Origin of the sequence: uncultured Turicibacter sp., assembly GCF_938044715.1 — a bacterium.
In the GTDB taxonomy this organism is placed as follows: Bacteria; Bacillota_I; Bacilli_A; order MOL361; family Turicibacteraceae; genus Turicibacter; species Turicibacter sanguinis.
Window position 1 is genome coordinate 1 of the sequence record NZ_CALIOS010000073.1, and the last position, 18784, is coordinate 18784.

An 18784-nucleotide genomic window follows, 5' to 3' on the forward strand; every position below is an offset into this window, starting at 1 on the left:
GTTTTTTTAAAATCTTTCGATTTCTTTTTTTGTCTTCTTTCGACGACTTGATTATTTTAACATGTTCAACTTTATCTGTCAAATACTTTTTGATTTTTTTTCAAAATCTTTCGATTTCTCTTTTGTCCTCTTTCGACGACTTGATTATTTTAACATGTTCAACTTTATCTGTCAAACACTTTTTTGAAGTTTTTAAAATCTTTCGATTTCTTTTGTTTGTCTTCTTTCGACGACTTGACTATTCTACCATGTTCAAGTTTTTTCTGTCAAACACTTTTTTTATTTTTTAAAAAATTTCTTTTCATTTATTTTAGTGTCTTAAATATTTTATCACTTAGTACTATTTACGTTTTTGCATTACCAATTGTAATAGTGAGTATGATAAACAACAAATCACAATCTTTGTTATAGAATAAAGTTACACGTAAGCTTCTTAACACGGATCTCATTTATGAATTATCATCTCAAAATATTTATTCTTGATTTTGAAAACAATACTCAAAGAGATGATACATTAAAATAACAAAAACATTGAACATTCAGCACGAATATTTTGTTACTATCCAAAACTATTTAAATCTAACTCAGTTCTAGAATAAATTTGTTATATCAGATTAAACACATTATCTCATTAAAAACAATTCATACTTAGATTTACGATGAAATAATTTTCTTGGTTTCTTTAAAAGAAAAGGAAACCCGCAAAAACCTCAAAAAATATGTAGCTACTTTAATTCATTATCATTCAAAGGAGTCTTTCAGACACTGGAGACACAATCATTCCATTCGTGACAAAGTAAAGGTTATTGAATACATTTCTATATTATTAAAATAAAAAAGGAACCACAATAGTGGTTCCAAAGAAAAATTAACGTTTTGAGAACTGTGGAGCACGACGAGCTGCTTTAAGTCCATATTTTTTACGTTCTTTAGCACGTGAGTCACGAGTTAATAAACCTACTGGTTTTAATGTTGGACGGTATTCAGCATCAACTTGTAATAAAGCACGAGCGATTCCTAAACGAATTGCTCCAGCTTGACCTGTTAATCCTCCACCTTGTACATTAACTAATACATCATATTGGTTAGCTGTTTCAGTTAATGATAATGGTTGCATGATATCTAAACGAGTTGCTGCAGATGGAATATAATCTTCAAATTCGCGACCGTTGATAATTACTTTTCCAGTTCCAGGTACTAAACGTACACGAGCAACTGAACTTTTACGACGACCAGTTCCTAAGTATTGTACTGTCATATCTTGTTACCTCCCTCTTAATTATCCGCGAAGTTCGTAAACTTCTGGTTTTTGTGCTGCATGTGGATGTTCTGCTCCAGCATATACAAATAATTTTTTACCAGTTGCACGTCCTAAACGTCCTTTTGGTAACATACCTTTGATAGCTAATTCTAACATACGTTCTGGTTGAGTATCACGCATTTGTTGAGCTGTACGAACAGTTAATCCACCTTGATATCCTGAATGACGGTAGTAGCATTTGTCAGCTAATTTATTTCCTGTTAAATTGATTTTTTCAGCATTGATTACGATTACATAATCTCCACAGTCTACATGTGGTGTGAATGTTGGTTTATGTTTTCCACGTAAAAGTGTTGCTACTTCTGTAGATAAGCGCCCTAAAGTTTTATCTGCAGCATCAACAACGAACCATTTACGATCTACTTCATGAGATTTTTGCATAAATGTTGTACGCATAGTCCTGCCTCCTACTTCTTAACTTATAAATTATTTTTTTTAATCCAATGAAAATTCGCTGGGGCTCAAATTTTCTCTCGAAAATAAAGAAAATGTACCGTTAACTATTTTACCCCAAATAAACTCTTTTTTCAAGTATTTTTAGAAAAAAATATTCTATTTTTTCTCTTATTTTATGTTTTTTGAAACAACACTTTTATGGTATTTCAAAAGAAAAAATGAAAGAATATTTTCACTTCCTTCGTATTTGATTATAACATGGACGCTCTTATATATGAATCATCAAATTTTGGTTAGATTTCAGTATAAAAATGGATAGTAAGCGATTATGCCTACTATCCATTTTTATACTAAAACTATTTTAGTTAAAACATAAACTAATATAAATCCCGGAATGCCAAGAGTTCCCGTTATAAAAGAAGTAATATAATTTAAAGGAATCGATACATTAAAGTATACTCCGATTATATTAAAAAGATATAAGGCAAATACTCCAATTATGAATCTTTTAACTAACCATCCTACTGTCTTCATATTATTTTTGTTATTGAAATACTATCATTCCAATAACAAAACACCTCCCTTCCTAAAATCTATCATATGCAATTAAAAATGTTGATATAACTAAGTTTTATATTAGGAGGAAAGATTAAATTATTAAAATATCCCGCTTCTAAAATATACCCAAGCAATGGTTAAAGCTTAAATACGAAGCTATGATGAAATTCTAACGAATATTTTATACTAACATCAATGCTCTCCTTAGAGTAACACTAATGGTAATCCTAATTGTCAAGATTACGTACTCAATTCTTTCTGAAATTACAGTTAAAATGTTGTATTCATACTGGTTATAGAATGCCTTAGCTAAAACTAAGGTGATCAAGTACACCTAACATAATAATAAGAAAATAATTGTAATTAGCGCAATCTCAAAGGATAGGATTAGTTCACGATTGTACCATCGCTCAAATATTAAATTTTATAAAGTAAATTAGATAATAAATAACCTAATTCTATTTCGTAATATTCATTTTTCTTATATAAATTCATAAACTAAGCATCTTTTTAATTTCTCACAAAAAGTAAAAAAATATCACTTCATCTCTTAAATCTATAAAAAATAGCCATCGTTATATGATTTTACGATGGCTATTACATTATTAAAATAGTTCACGACGTCCTTCTAATGCACGAATTAAAGTAACTTCATCTGCATACTCGATTGAGCGCCCCATTTCAAGACCTCTTGCAATTCGCGTTACTTTAACATCTGTATTTTTTAATAACTTAGCAATGTATTGTGAAGTAGCATCCCCTTCAAGAGTTGCACTTAAAGCTAATATTAATTCTTTTACATTCTCATCTTTTAAACGTTCGATTAATGCCGGAATCCCGATATCTTCAGGTCCCATGCCATCAAGTGGAGACAGTACTCCATTTAATACATGGTATAACCCTTTAAACCCACGCATGCGTTCTATAGCGATCACATCTTTCGGATCTTGTACAACCGCAATCAATGAACGATCACGATGTGAATCTGAACAGATTGAACATGGGTCAGTATCTGTAATATGCCCACAAATTGGGCATTTAAATAACTGACGTTTGCTATCGATTAAAGCTTTAGCAAATGTTGTTACATCATCCTCTTTCATAGAACTTATAACATAAAAAGCAAGACGTTCCGCAGTTTTATTTCCTATACCTGGAAGTTTACTTAAGCTTTCAATTAATTTTGTAATAGGTTGTGGATATTGCATAATATCTCCTTAGAATAATCCAGGAATATTCATTCCTTTTGTGAATTGTCCCATTGTTGATTCAGTTTTTTCATCAACTTGGCGGAATGCATCATTTAATGCTAATAAAATAACATCTTCTAACATTTCTACATCTTCTGGGTCAACAACTGATGGATTAATGTTTACTTTGTTAATTTCTTTTGTACCTTTAACCTCAATTGTTACCATTCCACCTGCAGCAGAACCTGTGAATACTGATTCTTCAATATCCTTTTGTGCTTTTAACATATCTTTTTGCATTTTTTGAATTTTTTTCATCATCATTGGATTCATAATCATCACTACTCCTACTCGTCTATTATATTCACTAAGTCAGCCCCATATAAATTGACAATATTATCAATAAAATCATCTTTCTTAGACTGAACTTCCTCATTATAATTTATCACATTTTTAATATCCTGACTATATTGTTTTAGTCTAGGTTCAATACCTTGTTTCTTTTGTTCTAAATAACTTTGTCTTTGTTCAAGCCAAAAAGACTCTGGCATGACATTAAAAGCATACGGACGACCAAATAGATAAGCCACAATTTGTTCAGCAATTTTTTTATTATCTTCTCTTAGTAATCGTCTACATCCCGGTTCATGTTTGTAAGTTAAAATAAATCCTTCATCTGAAGCTGCGACAACACTACCATCTTGTAATAAGACAATAACATCTTTGTACTCAGGCATTTTAATGGGATTTAACTGGGACCATTTTTCTAAGACATTATCTCTTGCTTGTTTACTTGCATGAGATAAAACTTGTTCAATGGTTAACATTTCTGGTGTGATATGTTCAGGTAAGATAATATGGTCTTCTGTGGCTGGAAGTTTGAAATCTGATACTTTAGTGTCTTCTTGAAATAAATTCATTTTAAATTGAGAATCATCTTGGTTAATGATTTTTGTATGATTAGATGCAACTGTAGTTGGTATACTCTCAACTTTTTTAACTAATCTTTTTAATACCTCAATTTCTTTTTTCAAATCATTGATTTCTATCTCATAGTCTGCCTTATTCCCTGTCATTTCTGAGTCAGTTTCAGTTAAACTTAATAGCCCAACTTCGAGCATTAATTCAGGATGATTCGCAAATCTCATTTCATTCTGTAATTTATTTAATTTAAATAAATATTGTACAATTTGTGCAGAACGTAATTCTTCCGTTAATGGGATAAATAGTTCGTCAGAGATTAGTAAATTAGAGATGTTAGAAGAATTTCCTATTTTTTGATACATCAATAAATCTCTATAAACATTAATTAATCCATCTATAATACGGATTGCTTCTTTTCCTTGGTCAATCATCTCCTGGATTAAATCAATGATTGTTGAAAAATCTAAATCCTTTATTCCTCTAATAATTTGTAACAACTGATGATTTGCAATTGTTCCACTTAAAGCATGAACATCATCGATGAGAATCTTATCGTACGAATATGAAATAACCTGATCAAGTAAACTTAAGGCATCACGCATTCCACCTTCAGCTAATTCAGCAACTAATTGAACAGCATCTTCTTCAAACTCAATGTTTTGACTAGTTAAAATTTCTGATAAATGTTGTGTGATTTCTTTAGTAGAAATCTGTTTAAAATCAAAGCGTTGACAACGAGAAATAATAGTAGGTGGGATTTTATGTGGCTCTGTTGTAGCTAAAATAAAAATAACATGTTTAGGGGGTTCTTCTAACGTTTTTAAAAGTGCATTAAAAGCCCCTGTGGATAACATGTGCACCTCATCGATGATATATACTTTATATCGCCCCATTGTCGGTGCATATTTAACTTTATCTCTAATTTCACGGATTTCATCTACACCATTATTACTAGCTGCATCAATTTCAAATACATCTGAATTAGAGCCGTTTGTAATGGTTGTACAATTAACACACTCATTACAAGGTTCATCAGTTGGATAATTCACACAGTTTACAGCTTTTGCGATAATTTTAGCAATTGATGTCTTTCCGGTTCCGCGTGGTCCACAAAATAAATACGCATGTGATAAACGTTCATGTTTAAGTGCATTTTGAATCGTTCTAACGATATGAACTTGTCCCACTACATCGCTAAATTTTTGGGGACGATGAGCACGATATAATGCATTGTATGACATAAAAGATTTCCTACTCTCTAGTTTCAAAGTTAATTTGATTATAACATAAAAACTTTAGATAGATTTATTGGTTTTCACATTTATTTTCATTTTATAATCATTTTTAAATCAATTGATTAATATTCCAAATTGTGTAAAATATTATAAATAGACATTAAACTGAGCTAAAGGTTTAAAAACAATCAGATTTTAAATTTTACTATGAGGGATAAGATATGATGGAGAAAAAAACTAATTTGATGACTGAGGGAGTTATTTGGAAGCAACTTTTATTATTTTCGATTCCCTTATTAGTCGGGAACCTATTTCAACAGCTCTATAATACAGTTGATTCAATTATTGTCGGAAACTATGTCGGAAGCCAAGCTCTGGCAGCAGTTGGGGCAAGTACCCCAATTATTAATTTATTAGTGGGATTTTTTATGGGAATTGCAACAGGTGCTGGAATTATTATTTCCCAATTTTACGGAGCGAAAGATGAGAAGCGTTTAAGAGAATCTGTTCATACGGCGCTAGCACTTAGCATTTTAGCCGGTATTTTTTTAACGGTTGTGGGGATGATGTTTTCTCCATGGATTTTAAGAATTATGGGAACACCTGATGAGGTGTTGCAAGATTCGGTGTTGTATTTGAGGTTGTATTTTGTTGGGAGTTTGTTTTTGCTTGTTTATAATATGGGCGCTGGAATTTTGAGGGCAGTTGGAGATTCGAGGCGACCTTTATATTATTTATGTATTTCATCTGTAATAAACATTGTACTTGATTTATTATTTGTAGTTGGATTCAAGATGGGAGTTGCAGGCGTAGCTCTGGCAACGTTACTTGCTCAAGGTGTTTCGGCTATTTTACTAGCGATTCATCTGATAAAGACGTCTGAGAGCTATCGTCTTGTTATTAAAGAAATCCGTGTTCATAAGCTTGTATTTCAGGAGATTGTGATGGTTGGAATTCCAACAGGCTTGCAGTCAGTTATTGTTTCATTATCTAATGCCATTGTCCAAAGTAGTATTAATGGTTTCGGAGCGGCGGCTATTGCGGGATGTAGCGCCTATATCAAATTAGATGGTTTTATGATTTTGCCAATTATGAGTTTTGGGATGGCGTCTACTACCTTTATTGGTCAAAATTTAGGGGCACGTCAGTATGATCGTATGAAACAAGGGTTGAAGACAACATTGTGGATGACTTCGATTTACACAATCATTGTATCTTTATTAATGTATGCATTTGGTAGTGAGGCACTAAAAATCTTCTCTCAAGAACCTGATGTTCTCAAATATGGGCGTAGTATGTTACAGTGTCTGATTCCCGCGTACATCATGTTAGCAGTTATGCAGTCGTTAGTTGGATCGGTGCGTGGAGCTGGGAAAACAATGATTACTATGATGATTTCGATTGTTAGTTTATGTGTGGTAAGGGTTTTATGGATTATGGGTGTTTTGGCATTTAATCCGAGTATTGAAGGGGTGTTTCTTGGATATCCTATTTCTTGGACGATAGGCGCTATTTTGATGATTATTTATACGGTAAAAGGAAAATGGATACCTCTTGATTAGAGATATCCATTTTTTCTATTGACTTGGAGTTAACTCCAAGGGGTATGTTAGTATGGAGGGAGGGATTTTGATGAGGGTTTTAATTTTATCGGGTAGTCCAAGAAGACATGGAAATTCAGATTTGTTATGTGATGAGTTTATGCGGGGAGCAATTGATGCTGGACATGAGGTTTTGAAGGTTTTTTTAAGAGATAAGCAGATTAATTATTGTATGGCTTGCGATGGTTGTCGAGGAAATGGTGGACGTTGTGTGATTAAAGATGACATGGCGGATATTTTGACTCAGATGATTTTGTCTGATGTGATTGTGATGGCTTCTCCTGTTTATTTTTATTCGATGGATGCCCAGATGAAGACATTGATTGATCGAACAGTAGCTAAATATATTAAGATTATTGATAAAGATTTCTATTTTATTGTGACGGCTGCTGATAGTAACCCACAAGCATTAAAACCGACAGTTGAAGGGTTCCGAGGTTTTATAGACTGCTTAGAGGGAGCTAAGGAAAAAGGTGTTCTTTATGGGACTGGGGTTTGGCAAAAAGGCGATGCTTTAAAAACTGATTTGATGATACAAGCTTACGAAATGGGAAAAAGTTTATAAGATAGCATATATTTCATTAGATAATAACTATTAATAAGGACTTTTATTGGAGGATTTAGCAATGAATATTAAAGAGGTTAGCGAGCGACTTGGGTTATCGGCGGATACGCTACGTTATTATGAACGGATTGGGTTGATTCCTCCAGTACAACGAAATAAGAATGGGATTAGAAATTATTCTGAAGATGATTGTACATGGATTGAATTTATTAAGTGTATGCGTGCTTCTGGGCTGCCTATTGAGGTTTTAATTGAGTATGTGACATTATTCCAACAAGGTGAGGAAACAAGCTCTGCCCGCAAGGAAATACTAATTGAGCAGCGCGATGTATTACTTGAGAAGATTGCAGAGTTACAAAAGACAGTTACACGATTAAATGGCAAGATTGAATTTTATGAGCAACATGTGATTCCAAGAGAAGAATCGTTTAGAAGAAAAAAATAAAAGCTCCCGGTTGGGAGCTTTTTAATTTAAGTGATAACGGCGACCTTTTAATGCGTATAATACTTCTTCTGCAATATTTGTGACGTGGTCCCCTGCACGTTCGATATACTTATTAATTAGAATAGCATAAGCTGTTCCGAATACTTTGCCATCAACAACTTGGATATGTGTAATTAAAGAAGCTAATAGTTCTTGATAGATTTCATCTACTTGTTTATCCATATCAGCTGCTTCTTTAACTTTTGTTTTATCTTCTGTTCTTAATCCTTCGATGACAAGTTTTAACATATTAATTACAATTTCTAACATTTTTACTAACTTATCTACATTTTTCTGATAATGCTCAATTGATTCATTCTGTTTAATTAAGATGATGTATTCAGCTAGGTTTTTCGTATAGTCTGCAATACGTTCATACTCATTGGCTAATCGCATAATCATTAAGATTTTACGTAAATCACTAGCGACTGGTTGTTGACGAACAATTAAAATTGTTGCTTCTTCTTGAATTTCTTCTTGTAAGTCATCAATGTTTTGATCGCTTTTTATAATTTGTAAAGCAATTTCAACATCTAATGTTTTTAAAGCATTTAATGTGTTTTGGTATGCTTCTACTGTTAGTGATGAAAGTTTGCTAATTTCACCAAGTAGAGCATCATAATCTGATTCTAACCTTGTTTTTTTCATTCCATGTCACCCTCTTTTTTATCCGAAACGTCCTGTAATATAGTCTTCAGTACGCTTGTCTTTTGGATTTGTAAAGATTTTATCTGTATCATCAAACTCAATTAGTTCTCCCATTAGGAAGAAAGCAGTTTTATCAGAGATACGAGCCGCTTGTTGCATTGAGTGTGTTACGATAACGATTGTATATTTCTCTTTTAGTTCTTCCATTAATTCTTCAACTTTTTGAGTTGCAATTGGATCAAGTGCTGATGTTGGTTCGTCCATCAGAATAACTTCTGGTTCCATTGCAATGGCACGAGCAATACATAAACGTTGTTGTTGTCCACCTGATAATCCTAATGCTGATTTATTTAAACGATCTTTTACTTCATCCCATAATGCAGCACCACGTAATGATTTTTCAACAATTTCTTCTAATTTCTTTTTATCTTTAATCCCTTGGCAGCGTGGTCCGTAAGCAATGTTATCAAAAATACTCATTGGAAATGGATTTGGTTTTTGGAATACCATTCCAACGCGTGTTCTTAATTTCATGACATCGATATCAGAATAGATATCTTCCCCATCTAATTTTACAGATCCAGTAATTTTAACTGTTTCAATTAAGTCATTCATACGATTTAAGGTACGTAAAAACGTTGACTTTCCACACCCTGAAGGTCCAATAAATGCAGTTACTTTACGTTCTGGAATTTCGATATTGATATGATGGAGAGCTTGGAAGCTTCCATAAAATAAGTTTAAATCATTAACCTGAAATTTGTTTGACATCTTCGTCACTCTCCTAGTAATTTGCCTTACTGAATTTTCTTGAAATTAGTCGTGAAACTAAATTTAATGTGAATACGATCACTAAAATGACAATTCCAATTGCAGCCGCCATCTGAATATTACCTGATTCTTTTACTTCCACATAAGCACGAACTGTTAATGAAGTTCCTGTTTCAAATAATGATAATGTCCCACTGCTTGGATTAACCGGTAATTTTGCAAATGTTCCAATTGTAAATAATAAGGCTGCTGATTCCCCGATTGTACGTCCGATTGATAAGATAACTCCGACCAAGATACCAGGAATAGCACTTGGTAATACAACTTTTGATAGTGTTTGAATTTTGTTAGCTCCAAGTCCATAGGAAGCTTCACGGTAACTCATCGGCACTGATTTTAAAGCCTCTTCCGTCGTTCTCATCATCGTTGGCAATAAAAGAATCATCAATGTTAATCCACCCGATAAAATAGACATTCCTAATTTAAAGGTATTAACGAAGATCAACATCCCAAAAAGTCCAAATACGACTGATGGAATTCCTGAAAGAACTTCTGTTGCAAAACGAATCATGTTAACAAGTTTACCTGGTTTAGCGTACTCAACCATGTAAATTGCAGCTAAAATTCCGATTGGTGCAGCAAATAATAAAGCAACTGCGATTAGCATTAAAGTTGAAACAATCATTGGGAATATTCCGCCACCTGGTGATGTTACTTTTAACATTAATTCATTGCTTCTGTTTAGTGTATTGATAATATCTTCTACCGGTGTATTAGCTTTAATTTTTAAATTTCCACCGTCTCCATTGATTTGTGATAATTCATATCCTACTTTAACTGGGAATGCTTCATCAGCGTTATTGATTGCATGTTTTACTGGAGAAGCATCATCTACATAGACGATTTCATACCCTTCTTCTGTCTGTTCAATAGCGATACCTAAATTTTCAGAGAAATATTCATCACTTGAAAGGTTTGTTGGTGCTATAAATGTTTTATCTGTCACCACATTTACATATTGTGTCTGTGATTCATAATCGTTAGTTAAGAAATCCCAACTAATTAAAGACCATCCATTTGAGAAAATAAAGTAAACGATTGAAACTAAAAGTCCCACCGATACTGCTGCAGATAACCAAATTAATCCGTTTAATAAGTTATCTTTTACTTTACGACTAACCATTAACGGTCACCTGCCTTTGCTTGAATTCTAGATAATACTAGATTGATAATCATGATAAAGATAAATAAGATAACAGCTGTTGAGAATAACATTTGTTCATGAAGTTCTGCTGCATATCCCTGTTCTAATGCAATATTTGTTGTTAATAGACGAACACGATCGAAAATTGTTTGTGGAATGCCTGATTCCGGATTTCCCGCTACTAAGATAACAGCCATTGTTTCCCCAATCGCGCGCCCTACTCCAAGAATGACCCCTGTTAAAATTCCTGATTTGGCAGCAGGTAAGATGACTTTGAAAATAGTTTGCATTTTTGAGGCTCCAAGCGCAAGAGATCCTTCTTTATAACTAGACGGAACTGCTCTAATAGCTGTTTCAACAACGGCAACAATTGTTGGCAAAATCATAATTGTTAAAACGATAATAACAGCTAATAATGAATCCCCTGTTGGATAAGGAGAAATTGATTTAACCATGGGTGTAATGACAGCAAACCCAAAGACCCCATATAATACAGACGGAATGGCAGCTAATAATTCCACCGCAGGACGCACGATGTTTGCTAACCATTTTGGCGCAACTTCTGCAATAAAAATTGAAGTTAATAAAGCAATTGGAACTCCAATAACGATAGCACCTAATGTGGCTACAATCGAGCTAACAATCATATATCCAATTCCATAATCTCCTATTTTAGGCTTCCACTGTAAGCCGGTGATAAAGTCGATAAAGTTATAGGTTCCGAATTTATTATTTGGGAAAAACGGAGCCAACCCTTTACCAAAAATAAAGATAATAATTAATGCAACACTGATGACCGCAAATAGCGCAGCTACTAGGAATACGATATGAAAGAATCGTTCTAGAAAGACGCGTTTACGATTAATAGCCATATCCTTTTTCAATCTCAACACCTCATTTTTAAATTTAAAAAGCTGAATCGAGCGCTTAGCTCATCGTAGAAATGAAGAGAAAGTGATCGAAGTGGTTTTTGCTCCAATCAACTTTATCGAATTTCATAGAGGAGCTGCTCGATGAAGCTAGATTACACAAAAAAGCTGAAGCGAGCGCTTAGCTCATCGTAGAAATGAAGAGAAAGTGATCGAAGCGGTCTGGGCTCCAATCAACTTTATCGAATTTCATAGAGGAGCTGCTCGATAAAGATACGTTACCTAAATGGATTTACAATTGTTTTGATACTAAAAATACAAATATTTCTTTTCATTAAATTTATATCTATTTAAAAGCATAAAAAAAAACGAGACTCTCGTTGTCTCGTTTTTTTGTTGTTATTTTACTTCATTCCAGTCAGTAATTTTTCCTGTGTATACTTCTCGAATTTGTTCTAGTGTGATATCGTTTGTTGAGTTTTCTTTATTAACAACAACTGCGATTCCATCCATACATAATGTTGAGTATGCTAAACCACTTTCGATTTCTGATTCTTTTAATTCACGAGATGCGAATCCTAATGTGTAAGTTCCATCTTGTGCATTTTTAACACCTGTTCCAGATCCTGTTCCATCATAAGTGTAAGTTACTTTTGGGAATAATGCTGTGAATTCATCCGCTGCAGCTTTTACTGCTTTTTCAGTTGAGGTTGATCCACCTAATGTCATATTTCCTGTTAAGTTATCATATTTAGACATATCAAAATCTTCTGCATTGGCAGTATCAACAATTGTTCCCGTTGACTCTAAGACTTCTAATCCATCTTTTGAAGCTAAGAAGTCGATGAATGCACGTTCAACATCTGTTAGGTTTTCATCCTTATATACCATCATAAATGGACGAGACACACCGTAAGTTCCTTCTAATACATTGGCAGCTGTTGGTTCAACTCCATCAACTGTTAATCCTTTTAATTCTGATGCTTTTTCTTCTAATGTTACGAATGATACGTATCCGATTGCTGATTCGTTTCCAGCTACATATGTTGCAACTACACCGTTTCCATCTTTGATTGTTGCATTACTAGTCATTGGATCTTCACCGTCTACGTTAAATCCGATAATTTCTTCGAATGCGCTACGAGTCCCTGAACCTTCTTCACGGCTCACAACATCGATGACACCTAGGCTTGTTGTTTCAGTATTAGAACCTTCTGTTGATGTTTGCGGCTGTTCTGATGTTTCAGTTTTTGATCCACATGCAGCTAGTGAAAAAGTTAAAGCTGCCGCCGCCATAATAGACATTAATTTCTTCATTATGTTCATTCCTCCATTTTTTAAATCTGTTTCCTTATGTTGTTATTGTAATATAAATCTGTTTTAGAAATATTAATTTTCTGTTAAGAAACGGTTAAGATAAAATTAACTAATGTAGAAACAGAAGTCTGGTATATATTTTTTAATTAGTCATTCTTGGTCCTGCTAAGATTTTTAAAAATCTATCTCAATTACAAGGGATTATCTAGTTTTATTCTGTATCTAACCATGTTCTTCATGCATAAAAAAAGAAGTAGTTTATTTTAAACTACTTCTTTTTCTTAGGTAAAGAAACGGTAAATGTTGTTCCTACATTTAGTTCACTGTTAACCATTATACGGCCTTTATGTGCTTCAATAATAGACTGAACAATCGATAATCCAAGTCCAGTCCCCCCTGTATGACGAGATCTTGCTCTATCCACACGATAAAATCGTTCAAAAATATGAGGTAAATCTGCGCTTGGAATCCCGATGCCTTGATCAATAACTTGAATTTGATAATATTCCCCTACTGCTTTGGCTTTAACAGTAATCGTTGTATTTTCACCTGAATAATGAATAGCATTTGTTAACAAATTAAGAAAACAATGTTTAAGTTGAATGTAATCTCCTTCTATTTGATATTGCTCTGGTGCTTCAAGTTTAATTTTTTGGTGTTTTAACTTCGCAACATTTAAAGGTTGAACAATACAATCGGTCAACAATTCATTTAAACAAAATACTTCAGTTTTCATTTTAATCTGATCAAATTCATATCGATTAATCAATAATAAATCTTTAACAAGTTGTTCCATTCGATTATTCTCATCTGAAATCATCGTTAAAAATTCATCTAATGCCGCCGGGTCATTTTTCGCTCCATTTAATAGAATTTCTGTACATCCCTTAATTGCACTAATTGGAGTTTTTAATTCATGAGAAACATTTCCGAAAAATTCTTTTTGAAGATTTTGATATTTTTGAAGATCAGTAATATCATGAAAAATAATAACCGATCCATTAAAATCATCATGTTCGTTGTAAATTGGATTAGCAGTAGAAATATAAAATTTTTGATCAATTTCTAATGTTTTTTTTCGTGTTGTTTCACAAATTAATGCATCTTCTAATACTTTACGAAGTTCTGGTTGTTTAACTTCATTAAACGAAACAGTTTTTAATGCGGATAAATCAACCCATTTTTTGAATCGATTATTGGCATACTCAAGTTCACCACTAATGTTTAAAATAACCATCGGATCCTCAATGCTATTTGTAATAATACTAATAATTTGCATATTTCGACGATTTCGATATTCCTGTTGTTGAATAAATCGCATCAACTTATTATATTTAATTCCTAAAACCTCTTGCTGTTCAATCACAAGAGGCGCAACCATACTCCATTTTTTTTGAGACTGAATACTTTCAGCTACTTTATCATATTTTCTTAGTTGCTCTAAATATTTCATAGCTCGGCGATATTGCATAAACATTAGGATCAATAGCACTAATAAAAAAACAACTGTCACTGGAAAACTTGGTTCACTATGAACATTAACTATGAGTAAGGTAATAAAAACAATGAAGAGGGCCAGTAATTCGTGGCGACTACTAATCATGGACTTCATCCTCTAGCATATAGCCAATTCCACGAATCGTTTTAATTTTAATTCCATAATCTTTTAATTTTTCACGAATCTTAAAAATGTGAACGTCAACGATTCGCGTATCCCCATCGTATTCAAATCCCCATAGGCGATCAAGTAACACATCCCGAGACATGGCTTGCCCTTTATGTTGAATTAAAAACTCTAACAATTCATATTCTTTCAACGTAAAATCGATAACTTGCCCATTTACTAATACTTCAAAGCGACTATTATCTAATTTAATACTTCTGTATCCTAAATAATTTTTATTTTTTTCACTAGATAAGACTTCTTTACGGCGAATAATGGCTTTAATTTTTGAAACCACTTCTCTTGATGAGAATGGTTTTGTCATATAATCATCTGCTCCAAAATCAAGTCCTGATACACGGTCCAATTCATCATCACGTGCTGAAAGCATGACGATGTACGTTGAAATATTTTGGGCTCGTAACTCTTTACAAACTGCAAATCCATCTTTTTTAGGCAACATGATATCGAGTAAAATGACATCATAATCATTAACCAGCGCCTTTTTTAATCCTTCCTCACCATCACTAGCTAAGTCAACTAAAAAACCTGATTGTGTTAAATCGTATTGTAAAATTCGTTGAATAGAAAACTCATCCTCAACAACCAATATTCTCTTGCTCATGTATTCAACCCTCCAAAACCATCTAATTATGCTCATTTTATCATATTTAAATCTTTGGGTTTGTTAAAATTCTGTTAAGGAATAAAAAAAACTCCCCTTTGGTACCCTTACCCACATAAAACTAATTGCTTAAGGCTGCTACATTCCTGTCCTGACCTGGTTCACAACGTCCTATTGAATAAGGGTACCAAAAGAGAGTTTCAATTGATACACATTTAGTATATCAATTTGAAGTCTCATTGTCAACACGCTGCTGCTTTTTTTTCTGGCGTAAATTTCTGAAAAAATCTGACAAAAGTTGTCCACATTCTTCTTCTAAAACACCGGATACTAGCTCACAACGATGATTAAATTTCGACTCATCAAGTAAATTATAAATAGTTCCGCAGCATCCACCTTTAGGATCATGGGCTCCGAATACCACGGTTGGAATTCGCGATTGTACGATTGCACCTGCACACATTGGACAAGGTTCAAGTGTAACATATAGTGTACAATCTTCAAGACGCCAGGAACCAACCATTTCATTAGCCTTTGCAATAGCAATCATTTCAGCATGGGCATTTGAAAGTTGACTTGTTTCTCGCAAGTTATAACCTCTAGCGATGATTTCTCCATCTTTGACGATAACAGCTCCAATAGGAACTTCACCAAGGTTTTGCGCTTTTTTAGCTTCTTCTATTGCTGCTTGCATATATGTTATGTGCTTCATAAGTCACCACCTTGTTAGTTTATTCTTTTCTTAACGACTTTATTCTCTTTAGATAATCTTTAATCAAAGTCATTAAATTTTTTCGTACAAAAATGAATGATTCTCATCTATTCTATGATAAAATATTACTGTTATCAAGACTAAATCTTAAGAAAGTCTGAGGTGAGGATGATGGTTAAAACGTTCATGATTAACGTTGAAAATTTAAAAACGGATGAGGATGTTAAAAAAATCGAGAGTTATTTTGAAACAAATTTAGATGGGGTTGAAAAATTAGATATTAATCTTTCTCTTAAACTAGTATCAGTTCGTTACAACGATAGTATCGGTTCGCCAAAATATATTTTAGATGCATTTAATCGTTTAGGATACACAGTTCGATAATTCGAACTTCTTTTTTTTATCGTAGCAGGAGTGACAGATATGAAGAACAAACCTTATTTTATAGCCATTGAAGGTCCTATCGGAATTGGGAAAACCTCTTTAGCGACCTTACTTTCAAAGCATTATAATTATCATCTTTTAAAAGAAATTGTTTATGAAAATCCTTTTTTAGATAAATTTTATGATGATATTGATTCTTGGGCATTTCAAACAGAAATGTTTTTCTTAACGAATCGTTATAAACAGTTAACAGATATTCAAAAAGATTTTTTAGATAATCAGAAATCTGTTGTATCTGATTATCATTTATTTAAAAATGTGATTTTTAGTAAGATGACGCTCGACGTTAATAATTTTAATAAGTATCAAAAAATTTATCATATTCTAGAGGAAGATCTTCCTAAGCCAAATGTTATTATTATTGTAAATGCGACGCTTGAAACGATTATGAAGCGTATTAAAATGAGAAACCGTCATTTTGAACAAAATATTGATCCCAATTATCTTCAGACTTTAATCGATTCTTATCATGAATATACAGCATTGTTAAAAGAAAATCATGAGGAAATTAAGGTTATTGAACTGAATGGTGATGAGCTTGATTATGTAAATAATCCAAAGCACTTACAACAAGTTATCAAGAAAATCGATGAAATGATTGGTCAGGAGGATTAAGAATGTACGAGGCATGTGAAAAATACGGAATTCCACGCGATGCGATTATTACGATTGCAGGAACTGTTGGAGTTGGTAAATCAACGTTAACAAAAAAATTAGCAGAAACTCTAGATTTTAGAACTTCTTTTGAAAAGGTAGATGGAAACCCTTATCTTGAAAAGTATTACCAAGATTTTAATCGTTGGTCTTTCCACTTACAAATTTATTTTTTAGCAGAGCGTTTTAAGGAACAAAAAAGAATGTTTCAATACGGTGGTGGATTTATTCAGGACCGTTCAATTTATGAAGATACTGCAATTTTTGCTCAAATGAATTACGATAATGGGAGTATGAGTAAGGAAGATTTCGATACTTATAACTCATTATTTAACGATATGGTGATGACTCCGTACTTTCCTCATCCTAATTTAATTATTTACCTTGAAGGAGATATCGATGAAATTGTAGGACGTATTGGAACACGTGGACGCCAAATGGAAATCGATACACCTGTTGAATATTGGTACAACCTACACCGTCGTTACGAAGACTGGATTGAAAACTTTACATCCGCACCAGTCCTTCGTCTAAATATTAATGAATACGACCTCGTAAACGACGAAAAATCAATCGACTACATCCTAGCAAAAATCGGAAGAGTATTAAACACAAAAAGCTGAAAGAGGCGATTAACATCCGCTGAAATTTGATGAGAGTCCGTAGTGGCGTAGCCACAAGTGACTATCGAAAATTTACCAGGATGTTGCCCCTTGAAGCTAGATTACACAAACCTACATTGATTATTTCTAATTCTCACATTCATTCAAATAGAAATATTAATAATTTAGAATAAAATGCTCTAAAAATTCGCAAGCTCAGTTAGAGAGATTTAAAAGGCTAAGAGTTACCTAAATAAATAAAAAAAGGAGTTGATTCTACTTTGAATCGACTCCTTTTTTTGTGATTTGTTTAATGCGTTCAAATGTTTCAGGACTGATAACATGTTCAATACGACAAGCATCTTTATCAGCCAGATCTTCATCGATATTTAAGGTCATCATTAAAAATTCTTTTATTAAGCAATGGCGTTCAAAAATTTCTGTTGCTTTTTGATGTCCAGATTGTGTGAGTTTAATTTGTCCACTCTTCTCTATTGTAATAAGCTCTGCATTTTTTAAAATTCCCATTGCACGGCTAATACTCGCTTTTGAAAAGTTGAGTTCATTCGCAATATCTATAGAGCGTACAACCCCATTTCTTTGTTCGAGAATTAAAATGGTTTCTAAGTAGTTTTCTCCTGACTCTTGTAGCTTCATAGGTATCCCCTTTTTCATTTTATAATCATGATATAAATATAGTTAATCTTAACATATTGAGGTCATTTAATTCAACTTTGATACTTTTTTCTCAAAATTGAATTGACATCATTATCCAAACATGGCATACTACTATTATCAGTTAGCAAAAGCTAACTTGTTTTTTTCACGCGAGTTAGCATAGACTTACTTAAAGAGGGGGACTTATGATGCCACTTACGATGGCGGATATTGGAACACAATTATTGATTAAAAAGATTAATGGTCGTGATGATACGAAGCGATTTTTAGAAAGTTTAGGTTTTGTAACAACAGAAAAAACAAAGAAATGTAGTGTTACAAAT

At 33.1% G+C, this 18784-nt stretch carries 21 protein-coding genes and 1 other RNA gene; 6 read left to right on the plus strand and 16 right to left on the minus strand.

Going from position 1 to position 18784, the window contains the following annotated elements; all coding sequences use genetic code 11:
• Positions 1–868 precede the first annotated feature (868 nt).
• The 6 genes from rpsI to dnaX form a co-directional block, all read right to left on the minus strand.
• Positions 869–1258 carry a 30S ribosomal protein S9 gene (gene rpsI, locus QWC74_RS07840; RefSeq protein WP_009607235.1) on the minus strand — a complete coding sequence of 130 codons (390 nt, stop codon included), beginning with the start codon at positions 1256–1258 and terminating at the stop codon, positions 869–871.
• Positions 1259–1279: 21 nt separating this feature from the next.
• Entirely contained in the window at positions 1280–1717 is a 438-nt protein-coding gene (rplM, locus tag QWC74_RS07845; RefSeq protein ID WP_006783976.1) for a 50S ribosomal protein L13, read from the minus strand.
• Between the two features lie 345 nt (positions 1718–2062).
• Complete coding sequence (locus tag QWC74_RS14830) at positions 2063–2251, minus strand: pro-sigmaK processing inhibitor BofA family protein (protein WP_081448221.1); 189 nt, start codon at positions 2249–2251, stop codon at positions 2063–2065.
• Between the two features lie 629 nt (positions 2252–2880).
• A complete protein-coding gene (gene recR / locus QWC74_RS07850; RefSeq protein ID WP_006783975.1) occupies positions 2881–3483 on the minus strand; it encodes a recombination mediator RecR in 603 nt (200 codons plus the stop codon).
• Positions 3484–3492: 9 nt separating this feature from the next.
• Positions 3493–3804 (minus strand): YbaB/EbfC family nucleoid-associated protein, encoded by a 312-nt coding sequence (locus tag QWC74_RS07855; protein WP_006783974.1) that lies wholly within the window; start codon positions 3802–3804, stop codon positions 3493–3495.
• 8 nt (positions 3805–3812) lie between these two features.
• Entirely contained in the window at positions 3813–5630 is a 1818-nt protein-coding gene (dnaX, locus tag QWC74_RS07860; protein WP_006783973.1) for a DNA polymerase III subunit gamma/tau, read from the minus strand.
• A gap of 215 nt (positions 5631–5845) precedes the next feature.
• On the opposite strand from dnaX, the gene QWC74_RS07865 reads away from it, so the two are divergent.
• The 3 genes from QWC74_RS07865 (at position 5846) to QWC74_RS07875 (ending at position 8235) form a co-directional block, all read left to right on the plus strand.
• Positions 5846–7186 (plus strand): MATE family efflux transporter, encoded by a 1341-nt coding sequence (locus QWC74_RS07865; RefSeq protein WP_006783972.1) that lies wholly within the window; start codon positions 5846–5848, stop codon positions 7184–7186.
• A 70-nt stretch (positions 7187–7256) separates the two neighbouring features.
• On the plus strand, positions 7257–7790 hold the full coding sequence (locus QWC74_RS07870; protein ID WP_229040134.1) for a flavodoxin family protein: 534 nt from the start codon (positions 7257–7259) through the stop codon (positions 7788–7790).
• 61 nt (positions 7791–7851) lie between these two features.
• Positions 7852–8235, plus strand: coding sequence for a MerR family transcriptional regulator (locus QWC74_RS07875; RefSeq protein WP_006783970.1), 384 nt, complete (start codon positions 7852–7854; stop codon positions 8233–8235).
• Positions 8236–8256: 21 nt separating this feature from the next.
• Here QWC74_RS07875 and phoU read toward each other — a convergent pair whose 3' ends face one another.
• From phoU to tadA, 9 genes are all read right to left on the minus strand, one after another.
• Positions 8257–8922, minus strand: coding sequence for a phosphate signaling complex protein PhoU (phoU, locus tag QWC74_RS07880; protein WP_006783969.1), 666 nt, complete (start codon positions 8920–8922; stop codon positions 8257–8259).
• Between the two features lie 18 nt (positions 8923–8940).
• Positions 8941–9693 (minus strand): phosphate ABC transporter ATP-binding protein PstB, encoded by a 753-nt coding sequence (gene pstB / locus QWC74_RS07885; RefSeq protein ID WP_006783968.1) that lies wholly within the window; start codon positions 9691–9693, stop codon positions 8941–8943.
• A gap of 13 nt (positions 9694–9706) precedes the next feature.
• The gene (gene pstA, locus QWC74_RS07890) at positions 9707–10876 is read right to left on the minus strand and encodes a phosphate ABC transporter permease PstA (RefSeq protein WP_006783967.1); all 1170 of its coding nucleotides are present in this window, start codon (positions 10874–10876) and stop codon (positions 9707–9709) included.
• Positions 10876–11781, minus strand: coding sequence for a phosphate ABC transporter permease subunit PstC (gene pstC, locus QWC74_RS07895; RefSeq protein WP_006783966.1), 906 nt, complete (start codon positions 11779–11781; stop codon positions 10876–10878). Before pstC ends, pstA begins: the two co-directional genes overlap by 1 nt.
• A 384-nt stretch (positions 11782–12165) precedes the next feature.
• Positions 12166–13083, minus strand: a complete 918-nt coding sequence (locus tag QWC74_RS07900) for a substrate-binding domain-containing protein (protein WP_006785789.1) — start codon at positions 13081–13083, stop codon at positions 12166–12168.
• 268 nt (positions 13084–13351) lie between these two features.
• On the minus strand, positions 13352–14686 hold the full coding sequence (locus tag QWC74_RS07905) for a cell wall metabolism sensor histidine kinase WalK (protein WP_006785790.1): 1335 nt from the start codon (positions 14684–14686) through the stop codon (positions 13352–13354).
• Positions 14679–15371, minus strand: a complete 693-nt coding sequence (locus tag QWC74_RS07910; protein ID WP_006785791.1) for a response regulator transcription factor — start codon at positions 15369–15371, stop codon at positions 14679–14681. The genes QWC74_RS07905 and QWC74_RS07910 overlap by 8 nt, the downstream gene beginning before the upstream one ends.
• A gap of 95 nt (positions 15372–15466) precedes the next feature.
• Positions 15467–15562, minus strand: an RNA gene (ffs, locus tag QWC74_RS07915) — signal recognition particle sRNA small type.
• Between the two features lie 32 nt (positions 15563–15594).
• The gene (gene tadA, locus QWC74_RS07920; RefSeq protein ID WP_006785792.1) at positions 15595–16083 is read right to left on the minus strand and encodes a tRNA adenosine(34) deaminase TadA; all 489 of its coding nucleotides are present in this window, start codon (positions 16081–16083) and stop codon (positions 15595–15597) included.
• Positions 16084–16254: 171 nt separating this feature from the next.
• Between tadA and QWC74_RS07925 the strand changes: the two genes are divergently transcribed.
• From QWC74_RS07925 to QWC74_RS07935, 3 genes are read left to right on the plus strand one after another with little or no spacing between them, the layout of a single operon-like run.
• Positions 16255–16467: a heavy-metal-associated domain-containing protein gene (locus tag QWC74_RS07925; RefSeq protein WP_006785793.1), complete on the plus strand. Its 213-nt coding sequence runs from the start codon at positions 16255–16257 to the stop codon at positions 16465–16467.
• A gap of 39 nt (positions 16468–16506) precedes the next feature.
• Positions 16507–17142, plus strand: coding sequence for a deoxynucleoside kinase (locus QWC74_RS07930; protein ID WP_006785794.1), 636 nt, complete (start codon positions 16507–16509; stop codon positions 17140–17142).
• A 2-nt stretch (positions 17143–17144) separates the two neighbouring features.
• Complete coding sequence (locus tag QWC74_RS07935; protein WP_006785795.1) at positions 17145–17804, plus strand: deoxynucleoside kinase; 660 nt, start codon at positions 17145–17147, stop codon at positions 17802–17804.
• 255 nt (positions 17805–18059) lie between these two features.
• Here QWC74_RS07935 and QWC74_RS07940 read toward each other — a convergent pair whose 3' ends face one another.
• Positions 18060–18440, minus strand: a complete 381-nt coding sequence (locus QWC74_RS07940; RefSeq protein WP_006785078.1) for a metal-dependent transcriptional regulator — start codon at positions 18438–18440, stop codon at positions 18060–18062.
• Between the last annotated feature and the right edge of the window lie 344 nt (positions 18441–18784).